The organism is Pseudoruegeria sp. SK021 (assembly GCF_002119405.1).
In the GTDB taxonomy this organism is placed as follows: Bacteria; Pseudomonadota; Alphaproteobacteria; order Rhodobacterales; family Rhodobacteraceae; genus Meridianimarinicoccus.
This window is the reverse complement of sequence record NZ_MTBG01000008.1, coordinates 1-21,037: the sequence shown is the minus strand read 5'-3', so window position 1 is coordinate 21,037 and position 21,037 is coordinate 1. Positions and strand designations below refer to the sequence as shown.

Sequence of the window (21,037 nt, the reverse complement as noted above, 5' to 3'; positions counted from 1 at the left end):
GAGTAAAACACTCGGGTCAACAGCCTGCGGCCGGAAAGTCGATTGATTTAGTCGGAAATTATGCCGCACCCTCGGACGCAGCGGCCTTGGCCGCTTTCTCGGCAATTTTGACCGCATCCCAGATGGTGTCCATCTCGGCGAGGCTGGCCTGTTCGGGGCGACGGTTTTCGCGGCTGAGCTGGGCTTCAATCGCCTCGAACCGGCGGGTAAACTTGGCATTGGCGGCGCGCAGAGCGGTTTCGGGATCCAACCCAAGGTGCCGACCCAAGTTGGCCATGACGAACATCAGATCGCCATATTCCTCGGCGATGTGGTCCTGATCACCCGAGGCGCGGGCCTCGGCCAGTTCCGCGGTTTCTTCGGCGATCTTGTCCAGCACGGGCCCGATGTCGGGCCAATCAAACCCCACCCGTGCGGCCCGTTTTTGCAACTTTTCCGCCCGGGTCAGGGCGGGCAGGTTCAGGGCAACGTCTGCCAGAACGCCGCCCTGCGCCCGGCTGCGGCGTTCTGCGGCCTTCAGAGTTTCCCAGTCGCGGGTCTGCGCCTCTGGTGAGGATGCGCCGCTGCCTTGCGCGAAGACATGCGGGTGGCGGGCGATCATCTTGTCACTGATGGCGACGGCGACAGAGTGGAAATCAAACAAGCCGCGCTCTTTGCCGATCTCGGCGTGATAGACGGCTTGCAGCAGCAGATCGCCCAATTCGCTTTCAAGGTGAGCCCAATCGCGCCGGGCGATGGCGTCTGCGACCTCATAGGATTCTTCGATCGTGTAGGGGGCGATGCTGTCGAAATCCTGCACGATGTCCCAAGGGCATCCGGTGTCGGGATCCCGCAGGCGGCGCATGATCTCTAAAAGGCGGGGCAAGCCGGGCGCGGTATCGTGAATGGGGTCGGGCATGGGCGTAGGATCCAGATCTGCTTTAAGACCGGGACAAAAGGGCAGAGCTGCGCCAAGATGTCCAGCCGCTCGCCGCAGCATCGGCGACCTGATCGACGGCCTTGCGCCGAGTGGGATCGGTGGTAAGGATCGGGCGAAACAGCAGGTGGGACCGCCATGACACTGAGTGATGCATCGCATGACGTTGACGCAGCCTTCACCCGCGAAGGCTTGCGCGGTCACGCCCATGAGAACACCTTTGGCGGGGCGGTTTCGTTCCTGCGGCGGCGCTATACCAAGGATCTGACCGGGGTCGATCTGGCGGTGACCGGGGTGCCCTTTGATCAGGCGGTGACCAACCGGCCCGGGACGCGCCTTGGGCCGCGCGCTATCCGCGAGGCCAGCGCCTTGCAGGCGGTCGACGCCCCCTATGGCTGGGACGTGGACCCGATGGTCGATATCGCCATGGCCGATTTCGGCGATCTGGCGTTTGATTATGCCCGGCCCGGCGATTTCCCAGCGACGCTTGAGGCGCATATTGCAGGTATTCTGGGCGCGGGTGCCGCCGTGTTGACCCTCGGCGGCGATCATTCCATCAGCCATCCGATCCTGCGGGCGCATGCGGCCAAACATGGGCCGCTGGCATTGCTGCAATTTGATGCCCATAGCGATACTTGGCCCGATGACGATCTGGGGCGGGTCGATCACGGCACGATGTTCGGCAAAGCGGTGCGCGAAGGCCTGATCCTGCCCGATCGCTCGGTTCAGGTTGGCATCCGAACCAGCAATGCGGATACGATGGGCATTACCATTCTCGATGCGCCCGAGGTGCACCGAACCGGCCCAGAGGCAATCTGCGCCCGGGTGCGCGAGGTCGTGGGCGATCACCCGGTCTATCTGAGCTTTGATATCGATTGTCTCGACCCGGCCTTTGCGCCCGGCACCGGAACGCCGGTCTGGGGTGGGCTGAGTTCAGCGCAGGCGGCGGCAATCCTGCGCGGCTTGGCGGGCATCAATGTGGTCGGCATGGATGTGGTCGAAGTGTCGCCGCCTTTCGATCCCGCAGGCATCACCGCAATCGCTGGTGCCCATGTTGCGATGGAATTGGCGTGCCTGTGGGCCACGCGGCATCTTGCGTGACTGGGGCCGGGCATTGGCCTGTGTCCGGGGCCGATCTGGCGAAAACTGAAATGCACGGGCTGGAGGTCGGATGAAAATGGTGGTGACGCTGATAGCGGGTCTTGCTGTAGTGGTGTTGGGGCTGGGTGCGTATGTTCGCCTTGCCCCCAGTGATCCCGCATACTGGTCGGTGGATCCGGAGCAGATCGCCAATCCGGTTGATGAACGGCATTTTTTGCTGCGGCCCGTCGATGGGGATGCTGCGGGCCCGGTCTATGGGGTGTCGCCTGAGGCGGTGTTGGCGGCCTTTGATGCGGTGGCGCAGGCGGCACCGCGGACATCGGTGTTGGCAGGGTCTGTGGCCTCGGGGCAGATCACCTATATCAGCCGCTCGTCGCTCTGGGGCTTTCCCGACTACATCTCTGTGCGCGCGGTTCCGGTGGCCGAGGGGGCGGCGTTGGCGATCTATTCCCGCAGTCGCTTTGGTAAGTCTGACCTTGGGGTCAATAAGGCGCGAATCGAGGATTGGTTGGCACAGCTGGACGATTCACTCGGCAGACGCTGATCCCTCTTGACCGCAGCTTGTGCGCAGGTAACACCCCTCGACCATGGTACCCAACGACACTTTGCATCAGATTATCGCCCGGTTCGAGTTTATCGAAGCCCGGATGTCCGCCGGCGTGTCCGGTGACGAAATCGCGGCTCTTGGTCGGGAATATGCCGAATTGCGCCCGGTGGTGGCGGAGATCGCCCTCTACCATCAGTTACAGCAAGACATTGCCGAGGCGACGGCGATGCTGTCTGATCCCGAGATGCGCGCGCTGGCGGAAGAAGAACTGCCCGATCTGACCCGTCGCTTGCCAGAGGTCGAACATGCGCTGCAATTGGCGCTCTTGCCCAAGGATGCCGCCGATGCGCGTCCGGCGCTGATCGAAATTCGGCCCGGCACCGGCGGCGAAGAGGCGGCCTTGTTCGCGGCTGACCTGTTGCGGATGTATCAACGCTATGCCGAAGCGCAGGGCTGGAAGTTCGACATCCTCGAAGAATCCGAGACGGAACTGGGCGGCATCAAAGAGGTGGTCGCCCATGTGAAGGGCGACGGCGTCTTTGCGCGGTTAAAGTTTGAATCCGGCGTCCACCGGGTCCAGCGGGTGCCGACAACGGAATCGGGCGGGCGGGTGCATACCTCAGCCGCGACGGTTGCGGTGTTGCCCGAGGCCGCAGATGTCGATGTCAGCATTAATCCCGGCGATATTCGGATCGACACCATGCGGGCCAGCGGCGCCGGTGGGCAACACGTGAACACCACCGACTCGGCGGTCCGGATCACCCATATTCCCAGCGGGATCGTGGTGACCAGCTCGGAGAAGTCCCAGCATCGGAACCGCGAAATTGCCATGCAGGTGCTGCGCACCAAGTTGTATGACCAAGAGCGCAATCGAATCCACACGGAACGTGCCGCAGACCGCAAGTCGCAGGTCGGTAGCGGCGATCGCTCGGAACGCATCCGGACGTATAATTTCCCGCAGGGCCGGTTGACGGACCATCGGATCAATCTGACGCTGTATCGTCTGGATCAAGTTGTTGCGGGTGATCTGGACGAAATCATTGATGCGCTGATTGCGGATGATCAGGCGACACGCTTGGCCGAACTGGGCACATGACCGGGACCCAAGCGGTGGTCGCGGCGGTGGCGCGTCTGCGGGCGGCGGGGATCACAGATCCGGCCCGGGATGCACGGCGGTTGTTGGCCTATGCCTTGGAGATCCCGTCTGACCGGGTCACGCTTTGCCTTCCTGAGGCCATGTCCGATCTGGCACAAACCCGATTCGAGGCGGCGATCAGCGCCCGCTGTCTGCATCAACCCGTGGCGCAAATTACCGGGAAGCGGGCGTTTTATGGCCGGATCTTCAAAGTGACGCGCGATGTGCTGGACCCGCGTCCAGAAACTGAAACACTGATTGCCGCTGCGTTGGAAACCCCGGCCACACGTATTCTTGATTTAGGAACGGGGTCGGGCTGTATCTTGCTGACATTGCTGTCAGAGTTCCCGAACGCGGTCGGGATCGGAACCGACCTGTCCGAGGCTGCATTGACCGTCGCTGCGGCGAACGCCGAACGCCTCGGCGTCGCTGATCGGGCGGATTTTCAACAGGCGGACTGGACTGACGGGCTGTGTGGCCCGTTCGATCTGATCGTGTCGAACCCGCCTTATATTGCAGCGGACGAAATGCCGGGCCTTTCGGTCGATGTGCGGCAGTGGGAGCCGTCGATGGCCCTCAGCCCCGGTGGTGACGGTCTGGCACCCTATCGCCGCATTCTTCCTGACGCGATGGGCCTATTGGTGGACGGCGGCCGGGTTCTGGTTGAAATTGGCCCGACCCAAGGCCCTCAGGTTGCGCAGATTGCAAAAGACAGCGGCTTGGTGAATGTCCGGATCTTGCCGGATCTGGACGGGCGCGACAGGGTTGTGACCGCACAGCGCGGTGGTTTGGTATCAACCTGACCGGGCCAGCAGTCAGAGAATTTCCAGTGAAATTCCAGAGAATTTGATGTATGCTGGAATTTCTGCTTGTTTTGCTTCCCCCTACGTGTTTAATCCAACCGTCGGCTAGGCGGAGCAAGCGATGCGCCCCTCGACACCAAGCCAGAGATTGTGCAGCCAAATTTACGACACACGTCGTAGTGCACGACATTCAGGGCTGCATGCAGAAACAAGGCTGAGAACCAGTTCAACATGAGATCAAGCAAGTCACGATCGCGGTCTAAATCGAACCGCACCCGTTCTGGAACCATGGGCAACATCCTGAACAGGGTGTTCGAAAGCTCTGGTCCGGAAGGCAAGGTTCGCGGAACACCGCAACAGATTATTGATAAGTATAATCAATTGACCCGGGATGCGCAGCTCTCGAATGATCGCGTTGCGGCTGAGAATTTTCAGCAACATTCTGAGCATTACACCCGTCTTTTGGGGGAAGCGCAGCGTGAGGCTGACCAGCGGCGCGAGCAGCAGGAAAGTCAGGGTCAGAACCGTCAACGCGATCACGATCAGCGCGGCGGTCAGGGCTCTGATCCGTCGGGATCGTCGGAAGATGCGCAGCGGACGAACCAGTCCCACGCTGGCGATGGTGCCCAACCCGAGATCAACGACCGGCCGCGCCAACATCAGGACACGCCCCGTCCGCGGCATCAGGATGACGCGTCTGACCGCCGGCAAGACCGGTCCTCGGATAACCGCGCGCATGAACAGGGACGCCCGCAAGGGGACCCGTCCGAACGTGCGCCGCAGCCAGAGGGCGCCAACCCTGCCGAGCGTACGTCGGATGACCGCGCCGATGCTGGACAGGCCCCGACACAGAAACCCAACCGACAGCGCCGGAAACCGGTCAAAACCGCATCAATGATGCCGGAGTTGCCGAATTTCGTGGCCGCGGATGATGGCAGCGATAGTGGTCTGGTCGAAACGCCGGAAAATGGGGATAAGCCGCAGCCAGAGGCCGCGCCGAAACCGCGTGCGGCCCGTAAGCCGCGTGCGCCTCGCGCTCCCAAAGTGGCAAAGGCCGAAGCATTGGATGCCGAGTCGCAAGACAAAGCTTCGGACACGGATCCCCGGGAAGCCGCCGAATAATCACCACGATTTTAATATCTGGTTGGAATTAAGGGCGTCTGTGAAAGCAGGCGCCCTTATTCTTTGTGGTCAGGATTGGGCATCAACGACGCGGGAGAGGGCACAAAACGCCTCTAGCGACACAGTCTCGGCCCGATCGGTCGGCGAAATGCCCGCCTGCAACAACAGCGCGTCAATATCTGGCGAGATCGGCTTCAGCGCCGACCGCAGCATCTTGCGCCGCTGATTGAAGGCGGCCGCGACCACCCGGGACAGGGTTGCCGCCCGGGCCGGAAAACGAGGTTCGGGCAAGGCTTGCAAATGCACGACCGCCGAACTGACCTTGGGCGGGGGCGTGAAGGCCTGCGGCGGAAGTTCCAACACCACCCGGGCATCGCAGCGCCACTGTGCCAACAGCGCAAGCCTGCCATAGGCTTTGCTGCCCGGGGGGGCCACGATCCGCTGCGCCACTTCCCGTTGGAACATCAAGGTCAGACTGGTCCAGTATGGTGGCCATTCGGGCGGGGTCAGCCAGCGCACCAGTAGCTCTGTCCCGACATTATAGGGAAGGTTGGCGCAGATCCGCACGGGGCCGGTCAACTGGTTGAGCGGATCTATCGCCATCGCGTCGCCGATCACCACATCAAGCCGACCGGGATAGGCCTCGGCAATCTGCTGCAATGCCGGCAGGCAGCGGGGGTCTTTTTCAACGGCGAGCACACGGCGCGCACCCATGGCCAGAAGGCCGCGGGTCAGACCGCCCGGGCCGGGTCCAATTTCGAGAACGTCATGGCCGGTCAGATCGCCCGCGGCCCGGGCAATACGGGCCGTCAGGTTGAGATCGAGCAGAAAGTTCTGGCCCAAGGATTTCCGGGCGCTCAGGTCATGCGTCGCAATCACCTCGCGCAGCGGGGGCAGGTCGTCAATCGCGCTCATGTTTGGGGGCCTTTCGGGCGGGCGGCGCGGCTGTGGGCCATCCGCTGGGCCAGTTTCAGGGCGGCGATCATGCTGGTCGGATCGGCAATGCCGCGCCCGGCGATGTCAAAAGCGGTGCCATGATCGGGCGAGGTGCGGATAAACGGTAAGCCCAGCGTCACGTTGACCCCGCTGGCAAAATCCAAGGTCTTGATCGGGATTAGCGCCTGATCGTGATACATCGCCACCGCCACATCATAATTCTGGCGTGCAGCGGCGTGAAACATGGTGTCCGCCGAAAGCGGACCGGTCAGGATCATGCCTTCTTGGCGCAGCGCGGCCAGAACGGGTTCGATCACCGTGATTTCTTCGTGGCCCATGGCGCCGCCCTCGCCAGCATGCGGGTTCAACCCCGTCACCGCGATCCGAGGCCGCGCGATGCCGAAATCCCGGGTTAGGGCGGCGGCGGTGATCTGCAGCGTCTGGCTCAGCAAGTCAGCGGTCAGCGCGGCTGGAACGTCGCTGACCGGGATGTGGATGGTGGTGGGCACAACCTTCAGCGCGTCGCAGGCCAACATCATGACCACGCGATCCACTCCGGCCAGATGGGCCAGATATTCGGTATGGCCGGGAAAGGCGAAGCCCGCGCCGTCCTTGAGCGCCTTTTTGTGAATCGGGGCGGTACACAGCGCACTTGCGGCGCCATCCATGACCAGCGATACCCCGCGCGCGATGGCTGAAATAACCCCCGCGGCGTTTTCGGGGGTCAGAAGGCCGGGGGTGGCGGGGGCGTCAAACGCGTGGGCCAGCACCGGCAGGCCGTGGCGGCTCGCCGCGATGGCCTCGCTTGGATCGTCGATGATTGCCACGTCTGTGCCGGGGGGCAGGTGACGCGGATCCCCGATCAGAAAGAACGGCAGGCTGCTGCCAAGGCTGCTCCAGGCCCGGGCCGAGATTTCAGGGCCGATCCCTGCGGGATCGCCACATGAGACTGCGATTGGTGCCGTCACTTGGTCATCTCGATGAACGCGTCAGAGCGCAATTCAGACAGGAAGCCCTCGGCATAGCTGTTCAGCCTCTGGGCGGTCAGCCTCCGCGCCACGTCTTCGCGGGAGAGGTCTTCGTTGGCGGGCGCTGAGCGCGCGCAAAGCATGATGATCGATCCTGTATCGCTGCTGCCCTGCGGGGCAAGGACACCGAACTCACTGGGGTCAAGTTGATCCAGCACGCCGACGACCGATTGCGGCAGGCTATTGCGCAACTCGGCCACGCGCTGCAATTGCTCGGGCGGAGCACTTTTGAACAGCCCATACAGATCGTCGCATGTGTCGGCCTCGGTCATCAGGCGCACCCGTTCCTGTTGCAAATCCGTGCCGGGGGCAAAGCGCAGTTGCGCATAGTCCAGGGTGACGTTTTGGGCGCGCGGCGCGGCCACGTCTTGCAGGCCGCGAAACTGAAACAGCGCGACGGCCGAATCCAACCGCAACGGTGCCGTGACCTGACCGGGTGTCATGGTCAGGAACAGCGGCGCAATTTGGGGCGGCAAGTCAGACAGCGAAGTCCATTCTAGACGACCGCCATTCGCCCGGCTGGGTGCGATGGAAAATTGCCGGGCAGCGTCTTCAAACTGCGAGAAACTGGTCATCTGGACGATCGCATTGGCGCGCTCTTCCGAGATCGCTGCGACTTCGGGTGCGATCGGCAAAATGATCTCTGACAGCAGCACTTTCGCTGTGCCTTGGCCGGTTCCAAGCGCCAGCGCGCGCTCAATTTCAGAATCGCTGACCTGCGCCCGCGAGGAATACTTGCTGCGCATCAAATCGCCCCAAGCCAGACTGACGAACACGTAATCGGTCAGGGTTTCCGGCTCGATTCCCATGGGGCGCACGGCCTGAATGAATTCCTCGGAGCTGAGATTGGCCCGGCTCGCGAAGTCCTCTAGGCCAAGTTGCACCTCTTCATTGGTGGGGTCGATGCCAGCCTTCTTGGCGGCACTGATTTTCAAACGGTCATCGACTAGGGAATTCATGGCCGTATCGGCATCGGCACCCGGCAGGCGCAGTAGGTTTTGCAAGCGTCGCCGTTGGTCCAACTCAAACCGGGTGATTGCGCCGTCATTGACCCGTGCCACCACCTCGAAAGGCGATTGTGCCACAGCTGGCGTTGCCAGAGATGCGCCCAGCAGCAGTCCCGATGCTGCGAGTAGCGTCCGCAGAAGCTGTTTCGGAAGATTGGCCATGTCCGCTCTGTCCTCAGTTTGTGCAGGTGCGCCGATAACGCGCCTGATTGTCGTTGTTTCCAAATCCGGCCAAAGTGACGGTAAGGTCAAAGCTGGTGCTCGGCTCGATATTGTCGTCTTCGTCTGTTCTAAACTTGCGTAGAGCCGAAAGATCAACCCTCACGCACTCGTTGGTGTAAATCAGCCCCAATCCGGCTTGGTTGGTCTGGTCGCTGATGAAGTCGCGGCGCAGGTCCAGTTCGGCGCTCCATCTCAGGCCCAGATCGAAAGCCGCTTCAAAAGACACCTCAGAGATGTCATCTGAAATGTCGAAAGCTGCGTCTTCCCGTTGCCAGATATAGGTGCTGCTGAGTTCCAATGCCGGGCTTTGCCAACTGAGACGCGTTTCATTCAGGGTCGGCTCAAAGCCGTTGTCCATCAGGGTGAGGCTGCGCAGTTGCAAGCGCTCGCCAAAGTCCAGATCGGCTTGCGCCAGCCAATTGGACGATGCCCCCGCCAGACCCGTGCCGTCGGGAAATTGCCCAAGATCCTCAAACCGGAACACCCGGCCGCCGGTCAGCCCCAGTGACCAGCCGTCAGGCGCATACCGGGTCCAGCGCAGGGCGGCATTGATCCGGCCACCTTCCTCTTGCCGATCAAGCCCGGGAAACCGGTTGAGATCAAACATGTTGCCGGCGTCAAATGCGGTCAGGGTGCTGTCGTCGTTCGGACCTTCCAGCGTGTCTTTCGCTGTCCAGACGAACTGGCCAATCGGCTCAAGCAAATAGCGCGCGCCTTGGGCGGATTGCCGTGCCATCGGATAGCCGACCGCCAGTGCCGCGGTTGGGGTCAGGGCGACTTGGGTCGTATCATAGCGGTCATCGTTACCGATATATTTGAGGTCGCCATTCACCCGGGCGTTGGTATCGAACCGGAACCCGGCATCAGTGGTCCAGATCTCGGACCATGTTACGCTGGCGCGGGTTTGGGCCATATCGCGGCCAACGATGTTCATCTCAGAGGGGCGGATATGCGCATGACCAATCAGGTCAACGTCCAGCCAACTGTCGACGCCCGGCATGAAAAACCTGCGGTTCCATTGACCATCCGCAACATAGGTCGGCTGTTCGGCCTCAACTTCGTCCGAGCGTAGGGATTGGAAATAGACCAACTCGCCTTCAACGCGTTCGTGTTCTTGGGTGCGGAACAGGCCGATGGAACTTTCAAGGCGATCTTCGCCGGAAAAGTCGTAATCGCTGAGGTATTCGTCATCACTGACGGTCTGAACCGTCAAAGTCAGGTCAAAGTCATAGGGGATGTCAAATTCAGCGTCGCCGAAAAAATAGGCGCGGGTGGTGTCTGGCAGAATGGAATCGCGGGTGACCGCAGTATTGATTTCCAGATCGCCATTGGCGAAGGCCTGACGATAGCGCCCTTGCAGGGTGCGGGTGTATCCGTTGGTCAATTCATAGCCGAAATCGGGCGCGACATACGGGGTAAGGGTCAGGTCGGCATGCTCGCCCAGCGTGATGAAATACGGCAGCTTCAGACCCGGCCCCAGTTCCGAGGTCTGGCGATAGATCGGGGCCAGAAAGCCGGTAACGCGCGGGTCGGTGCCGTCGGGCACCCGTAGCATAGGAAGATAGAATACCGGCACGCCCGCGATCCGAAAGCGGGCGTCGTAGAAGTAAATCTGCTTGTCCAGTTGGTCATGAATGACGCGGGTGGCCCGGATTTCCCACAAGGGGGCCTTGCCCGCGATGCACACCTCGCAACTGGACGCCACCACCCGCTTAAGATCGCTGAACCGTCCGTCTGTCCGGGACATTTCGGCCCCCGCGATCTGAAGTTGCTCTTGCAGGACCAGACGGGCACCGCGCAAAATGCCGTTGTTAAGATCGGTGTCCAGTTCGGCCTGATCGGCCAAAATTAGCGTGCCATTTTCATCTTGCAAGACAATCGGCCCGTCGATCACCAGCCGATCGGTGGTCTGGTCGAAGGTCAGCTTGCTGGCGCGCAGGCGGCGACCGTCCGAGAACACCTCGACATTGCCGCTGGCGATCAGGCGCTGGCCGTCGTCAATGCGGACAACATCGGCAACCAGCGATGTCATCATCGTCGGATCCGGCGTGCCTTGGGCCAGCAGACGCCCGGGCAAGCCAAGGCAGACCAGAACGATCAAGGCGCTGGCGGTAAGGCGGCGGGCAGAGACTTGGGGCAACAGGCGGGCTGGCAACGTCATCCATCCTCAAAGTGCAAAAGCATACTCAGGGCTAGCAGGATTGCGGCGGCGGGGGGACTCCAGACTGCCAGCATGACGGGAATCTGGCCGCTATCGGCCATGACCTTGGTCAGGTTGCCGGTGAAGAACAGGGTGAAGCCGGCAAGAACTGCAAATAGGACCATCAATCCGGTATGCCCGAACCGGGTGTGGCGGAGAGTGAAAATCGCGCCCACCAGCACCATGGCGACAAAGCTGAGGGGGCGGCACAATTCGGATTGAAGCCAGACCCGATGACTGCGCGCAGAAAAGCCCGCGGTTTCCAGCGCTGTGATGAAGGCTGGCAATTCCCAGATCGGAATGCCCGAGGGGGTGCCAAAGCTGTCTCGGATCTGATCGCGCGTCAGATCGGACGGCAGCAGCAGGGTGGGGAACAATTCAGCTTCCGCTTCGGGGTTTCCTGCACTTGAAAACGACCAGCGCTTGGCGTTTTGCAACGACCACGCCCCAGTTTCCAAAACGGCTTCGGCAGCGTCGATCCGGAAGGTCGGTCGCGAGGATTGATCAAAGCCGTAAAAAGTCACTTCGAACAGATGTGTGCCGTCCAGATTGGCGCTGTCGGCGTGAATGGCGATCTGCTGGTCGGTTTTTCCTTGCCGCAGCCACAGACCTTCACGGCTGATGGAGACGATCTGCTCGGATCCGCGCAGGCGGTTTTCTTCGAGATTATAGCGTTTGGACATTGTGGCGACGACCGGGTTGATGACGGCGACGGTGAACACCCCCAAGGCAAACGCGGTCAGGATCGGGGCAATCAAACTGCGGATCGCTGACCGCCCGGTTGCACGGGAAATCACCAACTCGCTGGTTCGCGCCAGCGTGATGAACATCATCACCGTCGCCAGCAAAACCACCAATGTCAGGATCTGGTACAGCACCTGAGGCAAATGCAGCAGCGCCATATAAGCGAGGACCGCAAACGAGGTCTCGGACGTGTCAAACCGCCGAAGATGCTCCAGCAGTTCCACCAGCCACATGAACACGCTGAACCCGCCAAGGATGCCGAGAAACGTCATCAGAAATTTGCGCGCGAAATAGAAATGCAGCGTCATGCTGAGCGCCTCCGGCCAAGCCGTGTCAGGAGCGTGCCATTGCCAAGGTACAGCAGCAGCAAACAAAGCAGCGCCGAAAACACGCTGGACAGATAGACAATCGGCCATTTTGACGGATCGTTTTTGGCGATGTCGATGGCGGCATTGTCCAAGAGTTTCACCAGCACCACGAGGCCGATCGCAAGAATGATTTGCCGCCACAGGCCGAACCGGCTGAACCCTCCGACCATCAGAGCTGCGAATCCAAGGGCGGTGGCCCAGATCGACAGCAATGCTTGGGTGATGCGCAGATGGGCTTCGCGTTGCAGAAACTCTGGGCTGCGGCGACTTTGATCAAGAATCTCCTGACTGGGGGCGAGAAGATCACCGGTGGAAAGTTGCCGATAATCCAAACGGCGGTTCGACGATGTTTCGATCATCCCGCCAAGAGAGATGGTGAATTCCTCGAACGCGGTGGTGGACAGACGGTCGCCCGGCCGTTCCAAAGTCTGCGCCATTCCTTGCAGCATCACCAATCGCGGCCCTTCGGACGTGCCCACCAGCACAGCCGAGGTCGCGCTATAGGTCGACTCGCGGTCCGGGTCACGCCGATCCGCCACAAGAAGTGAGTTCAATGTTCCGTCGGGCTGGATGTCCCGCACGTAGACCGTGACGCCTTTTGTCGGGCTTTGGAAGGTGCCGGGCACCAATAGGCGGGCCGAGATCGCATCCAGCAGTTCGGCTTCAAGATCGTTCAGTTTACTCATACTGACCGGGACGACCACATGAGCCAGAACCGACAGCAACAGGGCCACCAGCACCGAAAACATTAAAAACGGACGGGCCAGCCGGTAATTGCTGAACCCGGTGGCCTGCATGATCACCAGTTCGCCATCGGCATAAAGCCGGTTGGTAGCAAACGCTGTGGCCACGAATCCGGCGATTGGCAGCACGATCACCATAATGCTGGGCAGGCTGAGCAAGGTCAGTTCCAGCACCATTGTGCCGCCCTGACCTTCGGACAGGTAGCGATCCAGCAGGATGACCGCCCGGTTCACCCAATAGACGCCAACAAGGATCAGCGCGAAAAACCCGAAGACCCGCATCAATTGTGTCAGGATGTATCTGTCAAACCGTCCCAAGCCGGACCCTTCGCGACTGCTTTCCACCGCTCTTATCTGATCTGTCGCGAATGGAAAACTGCTCTCTGGCCAAGGCGGGGCCTGAAAGCTAGGTATGAGCCGAAACATTTAAGAGGCTGTCATGACCAAACCGGTATCGATCCGTTTTCAAGAGTTGTCCCTAGACGAGATCGCGGCTGCGACCGGCGCAGTGGTGGTCTTTGTCGGCGAGGATGGCAAATTGGATCGTGGCGCCGCGCGGGTGAATCGTCTGGCCCGTGGTGCGGTGGCGCGCCTTGTCGAGAACGCGGCTTTTGCCGATCTCAATTCGGGGGACGTGCTGGAACTGGCGTTTCCTGCCGGGCTTGCGGCTGACGGGGTGCTTGTGGTCAAGTTGGACCGCCGCTGCGGCCACGACATCGCCCGAAAGGCCGGTGTCAACATCGCCCGCCTGAAACGCGGGCGGCCGATGCTGGTGCTGACCGGCACGCATCGGATGGGCGATGAGATCGCGCTGGGTCTGGCGCTGAGGTGCTATGAGTTTACCGACCACAAGACGCCCAACGCGCGCCCCGAAGGGGATGTGACCGTTATGGGCGTGACCCAGCCGGACGCCGCGCTTGACGTCGCCGCTCGGGCCGAGGGCGTGTTCCTGACCCGGGATTTGACCAATGCGCCGGCCAATATCCTGACGACGCAAACTTTCGCAGAGCGCTTGTTGGCGCTGTCTGATCTGGGGCTAGAGGTTGAAGTTCTGGATGAACCGGCGCTTGAAGCGCTGGGGATGCGGACGCTTCTTGCGGTGGGGCAGGGTTCGGACAGCCCGTCTAAGGTCGTGATCCTGCGCTGGAATGGCGGCGGCGATGAGGCCCCCTTTGCCTTGATCGGAAAAGGGGTGGTGTTCGACACGGGCGGCATCAGCATGAAACCGGCGGCGGGCATGGAAGAGATGACCATGGATATGGGCGGCGCTGGCGTGGTGGCGGGGGTCATGTCGACCTTGGCGCGGCGCAAGGCGAAGGCCAATGTCGTGGCCTTGGTCGGGCTGGTGGAAAATATGCCCGATGGCAAGGCGATCCGCCCCGGAGATGTCATCACTACGATGAAGGGCGACACGGTCGAGATCATCAACACCGATGCCGAGGGGCGAATGGTTCTGGCGGATGTGCTGTGGTACGCGCAAGACCGTTTCAAGCCCAGTGGCATGATTGATCTTGCAACCTTGACCGGTGCGATCGTGATCGGTCTGGGCCACCATAAGGCCGGGGTGTTCTCGAACGATGATGCGCTCTGCAATGGTTTTCTGGACGCGGCAAAGGACGAAGGCGAAGGCGCGTGGCGCATGCCGCTCGACCCGGTCTATGAGCCACAACTGAAAAGCCGCGTCGCCGATCTGCAAAATGTTGGCGGACGCCCGGCGGGGGCCGTCACGGCGGCACAGTTTTTGCAACGGTTCGTCAAGGCAGGTGTCCCGTGGATCCACTTGGATATCGCAGGCGTGGCCAGCACGCCAAGCGACTCGGTCTATGCGCCCAAAGGGGCCAGCGGTTGGGGGGTGCTGAGCATCGACCGGCTGATCCGTGACCGATATGAGCGCTGAGGCGCTGACCTGATGGGCACGGCGCGGTTTTACCACATGACCCTTGCTCCGGTAGAGGCGACGTTGCCCAAGCTTTTGCTGCGGGCACTGGATGCGGGGTTGCGGGTAGAACTGCGCGCGACGTCGCCGGAACGGCTGGTCTGGCTGGACGATCTTCTCTGGCAGGGCGATCCGGCAGGGTTCTTGCCACATGGGCTGGCCGGGGGGGCGCATGACGATCTTCAGCCGGTGTTGTTGACCGTCTCAACGACACTGGCCGCGGCGACCAAATGTTTGATCAGCGTCGATGGCGCGCCGGTGGAGCCAGAGGATGTGTCGCGCATCGACCGGGCGCTGGTGTTGTTTGACGGCAATGACCCCGAGGCCGTGGCCCATGCCCGTGGTCAGTGGAAAGTGCTGTCTGGCGCAGGGGTCAGCGCGGAATACTGGAGCGAAGACAGCGGCCGCTGGGAGAAAAAGGCCGCCGTCAACGCCAACTGATCCCCTTGACTGGCCATTCAGGGGGTCAAGGTCATCGTGCCGTCTTCGATCCGAACCGATGCAAACCGCGATAAATACCCCATCCCCAACAGCGATCCGGGCATTTCGCCTTGGCTGACCCGGGCCGAGATATTCTGGTCCGAGACCGGCCCAAGGCTGACGGTCGCAATTCGGACCTGTTCGGTCTGGACGGTGCCATTGGCCGTACGGGCTTGGTTGAGAAAGCGCATCTGGTCGGGGTCGAGGCCAATCCGCCGGGCATCCTCCAGACTTAGCACCATGTCGCTGGCCCCGGTATCGACGATGAACCGGACCGGCACATCGTTGAGATGAAGGGTCAGGTAATAGTGGCCGCCCGGACCGCGTGGCACCACAATGTCACCCGCCTCCGAAAAGCTGGCTTGGGTGTCGGGCACGGTGGTGCGAATGTCATCCCAAAGGCCAACTGCGGCGATCACACCAATGAAGATCAGCCCCCAAATCGCCGCCTGTTGGGCGAGAACCCCAAGTCGGTGGCGATTTTGCAGCAGCAAGGCGCCGCCGACAACTGCCAGCAGCACGCCAATATAAAGGAGGGATCCAATGTTGTCGGCTGACATCCACGCGCTCCGGTCACTACATCAAAGATAGGGGCGCCGCGGCGCGATGGAAGGGGTCAGCCGGTTAGAACGCCCAGATCGATCAGCCCGTTCAAGACAAATTGGACGGACAGCGCCGCCAGAAGCATGCCCAGAAGCCGGGTCACCACCAAGATGCCGGTCCGGCCCAACAGGCGGGCAATGACGGCGGACAGGAAGAACAGGATCAACACCAGTCCCACGACCGTCAGCATCACCAACTGCACTTCCAGCCGGTCGAGCCACGTCACCTCGTTGCCAGAGTTCAGCAGGATCATCGCGGCCATTGATCCCGGCCCCGCGATCAGCGGCGTCGCCAACGGAAACACTGATGGATCGTGGTTGTCCGCGTCGGCCTCGCGGCCTTCGCGGCGTTCGGTGCGTTTTTCGAACAACATGTCGACCGCGATCAAAAACAGCAACAGGCCGCCAGCAATCCGAAAGGCCGCCAGTGAGATGCCCAAGGTTGACAGCAACGCGTTGCCGAACAAGCCGAACACCATCAGAATTCCTGCGGCGATGACACAGGCCCGAATGGCGACCGCACGGCGATGTGCGGGGGCCATGTCGCTGGTCATCGCCACAAAGATCGGGGCCATGCCCACCGGATCGATGACCACAAAAATGGTCGCGAACGAGGTTAAGGCACTGGCCAGATCCATGCTTATGCTTCCGCGGTGTCGAGTTTCTCCAGTGCAGTCATCCACATGGCTTCAGCGCGATCAAGGGCGTTCATGACTTCGGCGTATTTCTTCTGCCACACATCCGCTTCTTGGCCGCGGGTGTCGTCATAAAGCGCCGGATCCGCCAGTTTCTTGGCCAACCGGTCGCGCATCTCGTTCAGCTTGGTCACGCGTTCTTCGCATTTGCGGGCATCGCTGCGCAGGGCAAGAACGGCGTCGCGGGATGGCCGGGCCTTTACGGGGGCGGGTTTCGGCGTGGTTTCCCGGGCGGGTTTGCTATCGCTGGACAGCAGCATCCGGCGATAATCTTCCAGATCGTCCTCGTAGGGGGTGACGTTGCCGTCCTTCACCAGCCACAGCCGATCCGCGACCATACCCAGCAAGTGCATGTCGTGACTGATCAGAATGACCGCGCCGGTATAGGTCGACAGCGCTTCGACCAGAGCCTCCCGGCTTTCCATATCAAGGTGGTTGGTCGGCTCGTCGAGGATCAGCATATGTGGCGCATCAAGCGTCGCCAGAAGCAACGACAGACGTGCCTTCTGTCCACCCGACAGGCGCTGAACTTGGGTGTCAGCCTGCTCGGCGGCCAGACCAAAGCTGGCAAGGCGGGCGCGAAGCCGGGCCTGACCTTCTTCGCGACGGGCGCGTTGCAAGTGCTGCAACGGGGTCTCGTCGGGTTCCAGTTCGTCCAACTGGTGCTGGGCGAAATACCCAATGCGCAGCTTGTTCGAGGTGATCATCCGGCCAGAGAGCGCCGTCAGACGCCCCGATAGCAACTTGGCCAACGTCGATTTGCCTTGGCCGTTCTTGCCCAGAAGCGCGATCCGGTCGTCCTGATCGATCCGCAACGAGAGCTTGCGCAACACCGGCTTGCCGTCATAGCCGACCTCGGCACCTTCGAGGTTGATGATCGGCGGCGACAGTTCTTCGGGTTGTGGAAAGCTGAACACCCGGCGTGCCATTTCTTCCGGCGCGGCAATCGGGGTCATCTTTTCCAGCATCTTGACGCGGGACTGGGCCTGCTTGGCCTTGCTGGCCTTGGCCTTGAACCGGTCGACGAAGCTTTGCAAATGCGCCCGGCGCAGATCTTGCTTTTTGGCCTGCGCGGCTTGAACGGCCCGCTGTTCGGCCCGTTGGCGGGCGAACTGGTCATAGGGGCCTTGGTAGTACGTCAGGCTTTGGTCTTCGAGATGCAGAATGCCGCCGACTGACCGGTTCAACAGACCGCGGTCGTGGCTGATGATCAGTACCGTATGCGGGTATTTGGCCAGATAGTTTTCAAGCCAGACCGCGCCTTCAAGGTCAAGATAGTTGGTCGGCTCGTCCAACAGCAGCAGATCGGGTTGCGAAAACAGCACGGCGGCAAGGGCGACGCGCATCCGCCATCCACCGGAGAAATCCGAACAGGGCAGGATCTGCTGGTCATCGTCAAAGCCGAGACCCTTCAAGATCGAGGCGGCACGGGCCGGAGCCGACCAAGCGTCGATATCCGCCAGCCGGGTTTGGACCTCGGCGATCCGGGTCGGATCGGTGGTTTTCTCGGCCTCGTCCAGCAGGGCGGCCCGTTCGGTGTCTGCGGCCAGCACGGTGTCGATCAACGACGTCGCAGACGCAGGCACCTCCTGCGCGACGCCGCCGATGCGCGACCGTGATGGCAGGCTGATGGACCCGCCTTCCAAGACAAGCTCGCCCCGGATCAACCGGAACAGCGTGGTTTTGCCGCTGCCATTGCGCCCAATCAGGCCGACTTTGTGGCCGGTAGGAATGACTGCACTGGCGCCGTCCAACAAGGGCCGGCCTTCTACAGAGTAGGAAATGTTGTCGATACGAAGCATGCGCCTGCCTTGCCGCACAGCGGGCGGCGCGTCAATCGCAGCTTTTCAACCAAACCGCCACATGCTAGCAGACCGCCAAGATGCGACGGGCACGGGGCCCAACGCTTGTAAACTGAAAAGAGGGCATTTCGTATGGCCACCGAACGCACACTGTCGATCATCAAACCAGACGCCACCCGTCGCAACCTGACCGGCAAAATCAATGCCAAGTTCGAAGAAGCGGGTCTGCGCATCGTCGCGCAAAAGCGGATTCAACTGTCCAAGGCGCAGGCTGGTGCATTCTACAGCGTCCACGCTGACCGCCCGTTCTATGACGAGCTGTGCACATTCATGGCGTCCGAGCCGGTTGTTGTGCAGGTTCTGGAAGGCGAAAGCGCCATTGCCAAAAACCGTGAAGTCATGGGCGCCACCAACCCTGCCGATGCAGCTGCTGGCACTGTCCGCGCAGAATTTGCTGAGTCGGTTGGCGAAAACTCGGTCCACGGATCGGACGCGCCGGAAACCGCTGCTGAAGAGATTGCGTATTTCTTTTCGGGACTTGAACTGGTCGGCTAACGCGACCCAGTCGGGTCTGGCCTTCGGGCGATGACCCCAATCTCTGCAAGGGCTGCGTCCAGTTGGGCGTGGCCCTTTTGCTTTGGTGATGATGTTTGTCGGGCGGACTTGATGGCATCGAACTGTGCACGCAGAGCCAGCTTCTCATCTCCGGTGCAATCGTTCCAAGGTCGGCCCTGTAGCCCCATCACCAGCGCGTAGAACATGATGAAATGAGGCCGGTGCCCGTTTTCTAAAAGCCGCGTGTAGGCAGCGACCGCGCCGATGCTGCGCAGATCTTCTGCGGTCGTAATGCCGACTTTTTCCAACGAAAGGGCCACCGCCGGTCCGACGTTGCGAATGGTTGTTACTGGTTCGGTCATGGCGGCCTCCGGCCCGGACCGTGCCTGCGGGGCGTCATGCTTGCAAGTGGATTAAATCATCGCCCAGTCGGTGAACTTGAAGGTCGGTCTGGGATGCGGTTTGGGGCGGTTGGGCGCCGGAAAAAGCACGGGGCGGGGAAGAGAATGATCGCTATGGTTGGACATGGTCTGCCTCCTTTGCTGTTTAATTACACGATAAAATTGATGCAAATTCAAACAGCATTGCGACAATTGGTTACCACTGTTCACGGCGAAACCCATCGTGAGACGCATCGCACCCGGGGGTGGGGCAGCATTGAGAGCAGGGCCAAGCGGGTCTTGGGTTGCCCCGGATCATCGGTGCCATAGCGAATCACCTGCGCAACTTAAGCGGCGCGTTGCCGGAGCGCCGGTTCCTCGATGCTGATCAAAAGACGCCGGTATCGCACATCCCGCAATTTGCAAGAGCGGCGGGTCGGATTGTTTGCGGATTGGTATACATTGTGCGTCCGGACATTTGGCCGCAGGTGTTTGAGAGTTGGCAATATTTGTAAGCTGAGTGGGCGCGAAATCCGGTCGTATCACCCAGAAATGAGGTTGTTTTTTAAGCTCTATATTTAGAAGTCGAAGTGGAATTTTCATTACTTAAGATTGCAAAACAATGGTTTGTATGGCTTTTGGGCGAATTTCGTGCAAATATTAGGCGATTGTCCCGAAGTCGCGGTTCAGCTTCGAACGCGATTTTAAAAAGTTGATGGTTCAGTCAGGTCGATCTATAAAGTATCCATACCGGAAACAGTGGGTTCTGAACTTCAAGGATGTGTGGTGTGATAAGTTTTCAAAAGTTTGCAAAAGTTTGTATCTTGGTTGCGAGTGTCACTCCAGGGTCGGCATTCGCGGCGTCTTATATCCCATACTCTACCGGGGATTCCCTTCAATTCGGAAGTACGACTGTATTGATCTCTGACGGGGAAACGATGGAGGTCAATGAGACCGGGCTGGGATTTGAAATGACCTCGGATGGCAGTGATCTCGTAAGTTTTACGCCTTACGAAATCGTCCCTGCTTCGGCGAGTTCGTCAGACAAACCTGCTTACTTGTCGCCGGAAGCCGCGGGCAATGGCAATCCAATTCTAGGGTTCACGTCATTCATTTTCAGCACGAATTTTGGTGAGAGTCTTTTAGCTTCCAACACCTATCTTGGTGTTCTGGTTAATCTATTGCCCGATGAGCCCTATCAGACGGTGTCCATCTTGTTCAAAAATATCCCAACGACCGGGGCAGTGGTCGGATTGCCGGGATATGAGGCTTACACGATCATGACCTTCGTGACCTACAACGGCACAAGCCTCGTGGGCGCAGTGACTTCCGGTGAGATCCTTTCTGTGGTGGTGAATGGTGCGGTCACAGCAGTCCCCATCCCAGCCAGTGGGTTGATCCTGTTTTCAGCTTTTGGATGTTTGGCGTCGCTGCGCTTGAAGTCGTCTCGCAGGAAGGCCAGTCAAGTTTGAGCTGATACGCTGTCATTCCATGACAATTTCGATCAGATCAATGGCCTCTCATGTCGTCGCAAACATGAGAGGTTTTTTTTTAACCTCTAGGAATTAGGACTGGGTAGGAAACGCGCATATTGCACTGAAAACTTCAACTTCTCTTTAACGATTTGCTCACATTGAGGGATGGGACTATGTCGGAAGAAGACCACACAACTGAAGAAGATCACAGCACTCACGACGAATACGACGTTCACGACA

General features: G+C 60.4%; 20 protein-coding genes. 9 read left to right on the top strand and 11 right to left on the bottom strand.

Going from position 1 to position 21,037, the window contains the following annotated elements; translation table 11 throughout:
• Positions 1–58: 58 nt before the first annotated feature.
• Positions 59–898 carry a nucleoside triphosphate pyrophosphohydrolase gene (gene mazG / locus BV911_RS07175; RefSeq protein ID WP_086052927.1) on the bottom strand — a complete coding sequence of 280 codons (840 nt, stop codon included), beginning with the start codon at positions 896–898 and terminating at the stop codon, positions 59–61.
• A gap of 156 nt (positions 899–1,054) precedes the next feature.
• Between mazG and speB the strand changes: the two genes are divergently transcribed.
• From speB to BV911_RS07150, 5 genes are all read left to right on the top strand, one after another.
• Positions 1,055–2,017, top strand: coding sequence for an agmatinase (speB, locus tag BV911_RS07170; protein WP_086052926.1), 963 nt, complete (start codon positions 1,055–1,057; stop codon positions 2,015–2,017).
• Positions 2,018–2,087: 70 nt separating this feature from the next.
• Positions 2,088–2,561, top strand: a complete 474-nt coding sequence (locus tag BV911_RS07165; protein ID WP_086052925.1) for a DUF1499 domain-containing protein — start codon at positions 2,088–2,090, stop codon at positions 2,559–2,561.
• A gap of 43 nt (positions 2,562–2,604) precedes the next feature.
• On the top strand, positions 2,605–3,660 hold the full coding sequence (prfA, locus tag BV911_RS07160) for a peptide chain release factor 1 (protein ID WP_086052924.1): 1,056 nt from the start codon (positions 2,605–2,607) through the stop codon (positions 3,658–3,660).
• Positions 3,657–4,502, top strand: a complete 846-nt coding sequence (gene prmC / locus BV911_RS07155) for a peptide chain release factor N(5)-glutamine methyltransferase (RefSeq protein ID WP_086052923.1) — start codon at positions 3,657–3,659, stop codon at positions 4,500–4,502. The genes prfA and prmC overlap by 4 nt, the downstream gene beginning before the upstream one ends.
• 231 nt (positions 4,503–4,733) lie before the next feature.
• Positions 4,734–5,624 carry a DUF4167 domain-containing protein gene (locus BV911_RS07150; RefSeq protein WP_086052922.1) on the top strand — a complete coding sequence of 297 codons (891 nt, stop codon included), beginning with the start codon at positions 4,734–4,736 and terminating at the stop codon, positions 5,622–5,624.
• 69 nt (positions 5,625–5,693) lie between these two features.
• On the opposite strand, the gene rsmA is transcribed toward BV911_RS07150, so the two are convergent.
• Genes rsmA through lptF form a run of 6 tightly spaced genes read right to left on the bottom strand, consistent with a single transcriptional unit; the run spans position 5,694 to position 13,190 of the window.
• Entirely contained in the window at positions 5,694–6,539 is an 846-nt protein-coding gene (rsmA, locus tag BV911_RS07145) for a 16S rRNA (adenine(1518)-N(6)/adenine(1519)-N(6))-dimethyltransferase RsmA (RefSeq protein WP_086052921.1), read from the bottom strand.
• Positions 6,536–7,528: a 4-hydroxythreonine-4-phosphate dehydrogenase PdxA gene (pdxA, locus tag BV911_RS07140; protein ID WP_086052920.1), complete on the bottom strand. Its 993-nt coding sequence runs from the start codon at positions 7,526–7,528 to the stop codon at positions 6,536–6,538. The genes rsmA and pdxA overlap by 4 nt, the downstream gene beginning before the upstream one ends.
• Positions 7,525–8,757 (bottom strand): peptidylprolyl isomerase, encoded by a 1,233-nt coding sequence (locus tag BV911_RS07135; RefSeq protein WP_086052919.1) that lies wholly within the window; start codon positions 8,755–8,757, stop codon positions 7,525–7,527. Before BV911_RS07135 ends, pdxA begins: the two co-directional genes overlap by 4 nt.
• Positions 8,758–8,770: 13 nt before the next feature.
• Positions 8,771–10,978 (bottom strand): LPS-assembly protein LptD, encoded by a 2,208-nt coding sequence (locus tag BV911_RS07130; protein WP_086052918.1) that lies wholly within the window; start codon positions 10,976–10,978, stop codon positions 8,771–8,773.
• Positions 10,975–12,069: an LPS export ABC transporter permease LptG gene (gene lptG / locus BV911_RS07125; RefSeq protein ID WP_086052917.1), complete on the bottom strand. Its 1,095-nt coding sequence runs from the start codon at positions 12,067–12,069 to the stop codon at positions 10,975–10,977. Before lptG ends, BV911_RS07130 begins: the two co-directional genes overlap by 4 nt.
• Positions 12,066–13,190 (bottom strand): LPS export ABC transporter permease LptF, encoded by a 1,125-nt coding sequence (lptF, locus tag BV911_RS07120; protein WP_168184011.1) that lies wholly within the window; start codon positions 13,188–13,190, stop codon positions 12,066–12,068. The genes lptG and lptF overlap by 4 nt, the downstream gene beginning before the upstream one ends.
• A gap of 121 nt (positions 13,191–13,311) precedes the next feature.
• On the opposite strand from lptF, the gene BV911_RS07115 reads away from it, so the two are divergent.
• Entirely contained in the window at positions 13,312–14,769 is a 1,458-nt protein-coding gene (locus BV911_RS07115; RefSeq protein WP_086052915.1) for a leucyl aminopeptidase, read from the top strand.
• 12 nt (positions 14,770–14,781) lie between these two features.
• On the top strand, positions 14,782–15,249 hold the full coding sequence (locus BV911_RS07110) for a DNA polymerase III subunit chi (RefSeq protein ID WP_086052914.1): 468 nt from the start codon (positions 14,782–14,784) through the stop codon (positions 15,247–15,249).
• A gap of 17 nt (positions 15,250–15,266) precedes the next feature.
• On the opposite strand, the gene BV911_RS07105 is transcribed toward BV911_RS07110, so the two are convergent.
• From BV911_RS07105 to BV911_RS07095, 3 genes are read right to left on the bottom strand one after another with little or no spacing between them, the layout of a single operon-like run.
• The gene (locus BV911_RS07105) at positions 15,267–15,848 is read right to left on the bottom strand and encodes a TIGR02281 family clan AA aspartic protease (RefSeq protein ID WP_086052913.1); all 582 of its coding nucleotides are present in this window, start codon (positions 15,846–15,848) and stop codon (positions 15,267–15,269) included.
• 56 nt (positions 15,849–15,904) lie between these two features.
• Positions 15,905–16,528 carry a MarC family protein gene (locus BV911_RS07100; protein ID WP_086052912.1) on the bottom strand — a complete coding sequence of 208 codons (624 nt, stop codon included), beginning with the start codon at positions 16,526–16,528 and terminating at the stop codon, positions 15,905–15,907.
• Between the two features lie 2 nt (positions 16,529–16,530).
• The gene (locus tag BV911_RS07095; protein ID WP_086052911.1) at positions 16,531–18,387 is read right to left on the bottom strand and encodes an ABC-F family ATP-binding cassette domain-containing protein; all 1,857 of its coding nucleotides are present in this window, start codon (positions 18,385–18,387) and stop codon (positions 16,531–16,533) included.
• Positions 18,388–18,519: 132 nt separating this feature from the next.
• Between BV911_RS07095 and ndk the strand changes: the two genes are divergently transcribed.
• Positions 18,520–18,942 (top strand): nucleoside-diphosphate kinase, encoded by a 423-nt coding sequence (ndk, locus tag BV911_RS07090; protein WP_086052910.1) that lies wholly within the window; start codon positions 18,520–18,522, stop codon positions 18,940–18,942.
• On the opposite strand, the gene BV911_RS07085 is transcribed toward ndk, so the two are convergent.
• On the bottom strand, positions 18,939–19,304 hold the full coding sequence (locus BV911_RS07085) for a TfoX/Sxy family protein (RefSeq protein ID WP_086052909.1): 366 nt from the start codon (positions 19,302–19,304) through the stop codon (positions 18,939–18,941). The two genes, ndk and BV911_RS07085, sit on opposite strands and share 4 nt — an antisense overlap.
• A 956-nt stretch (positions 19,305–20,260) precedes the next feature.
• On the opposite strand from BV911_RS07085, the gene BV911_RS07080 reads away from it, so the two are divergent.
• Positions 20,261–20,794: a hypothetical protein gene (locus tag BV911_RS07080; RefSeq protein ID WP_086052908.1), complete on the top strand. Its 534-nt coding sequence runs from the start codon at positions 20,261–20,263 to the stop codon at positions 20,792–20,794.
• Positions 20,795–21,037: the final 243 nt, after the last annotated feature.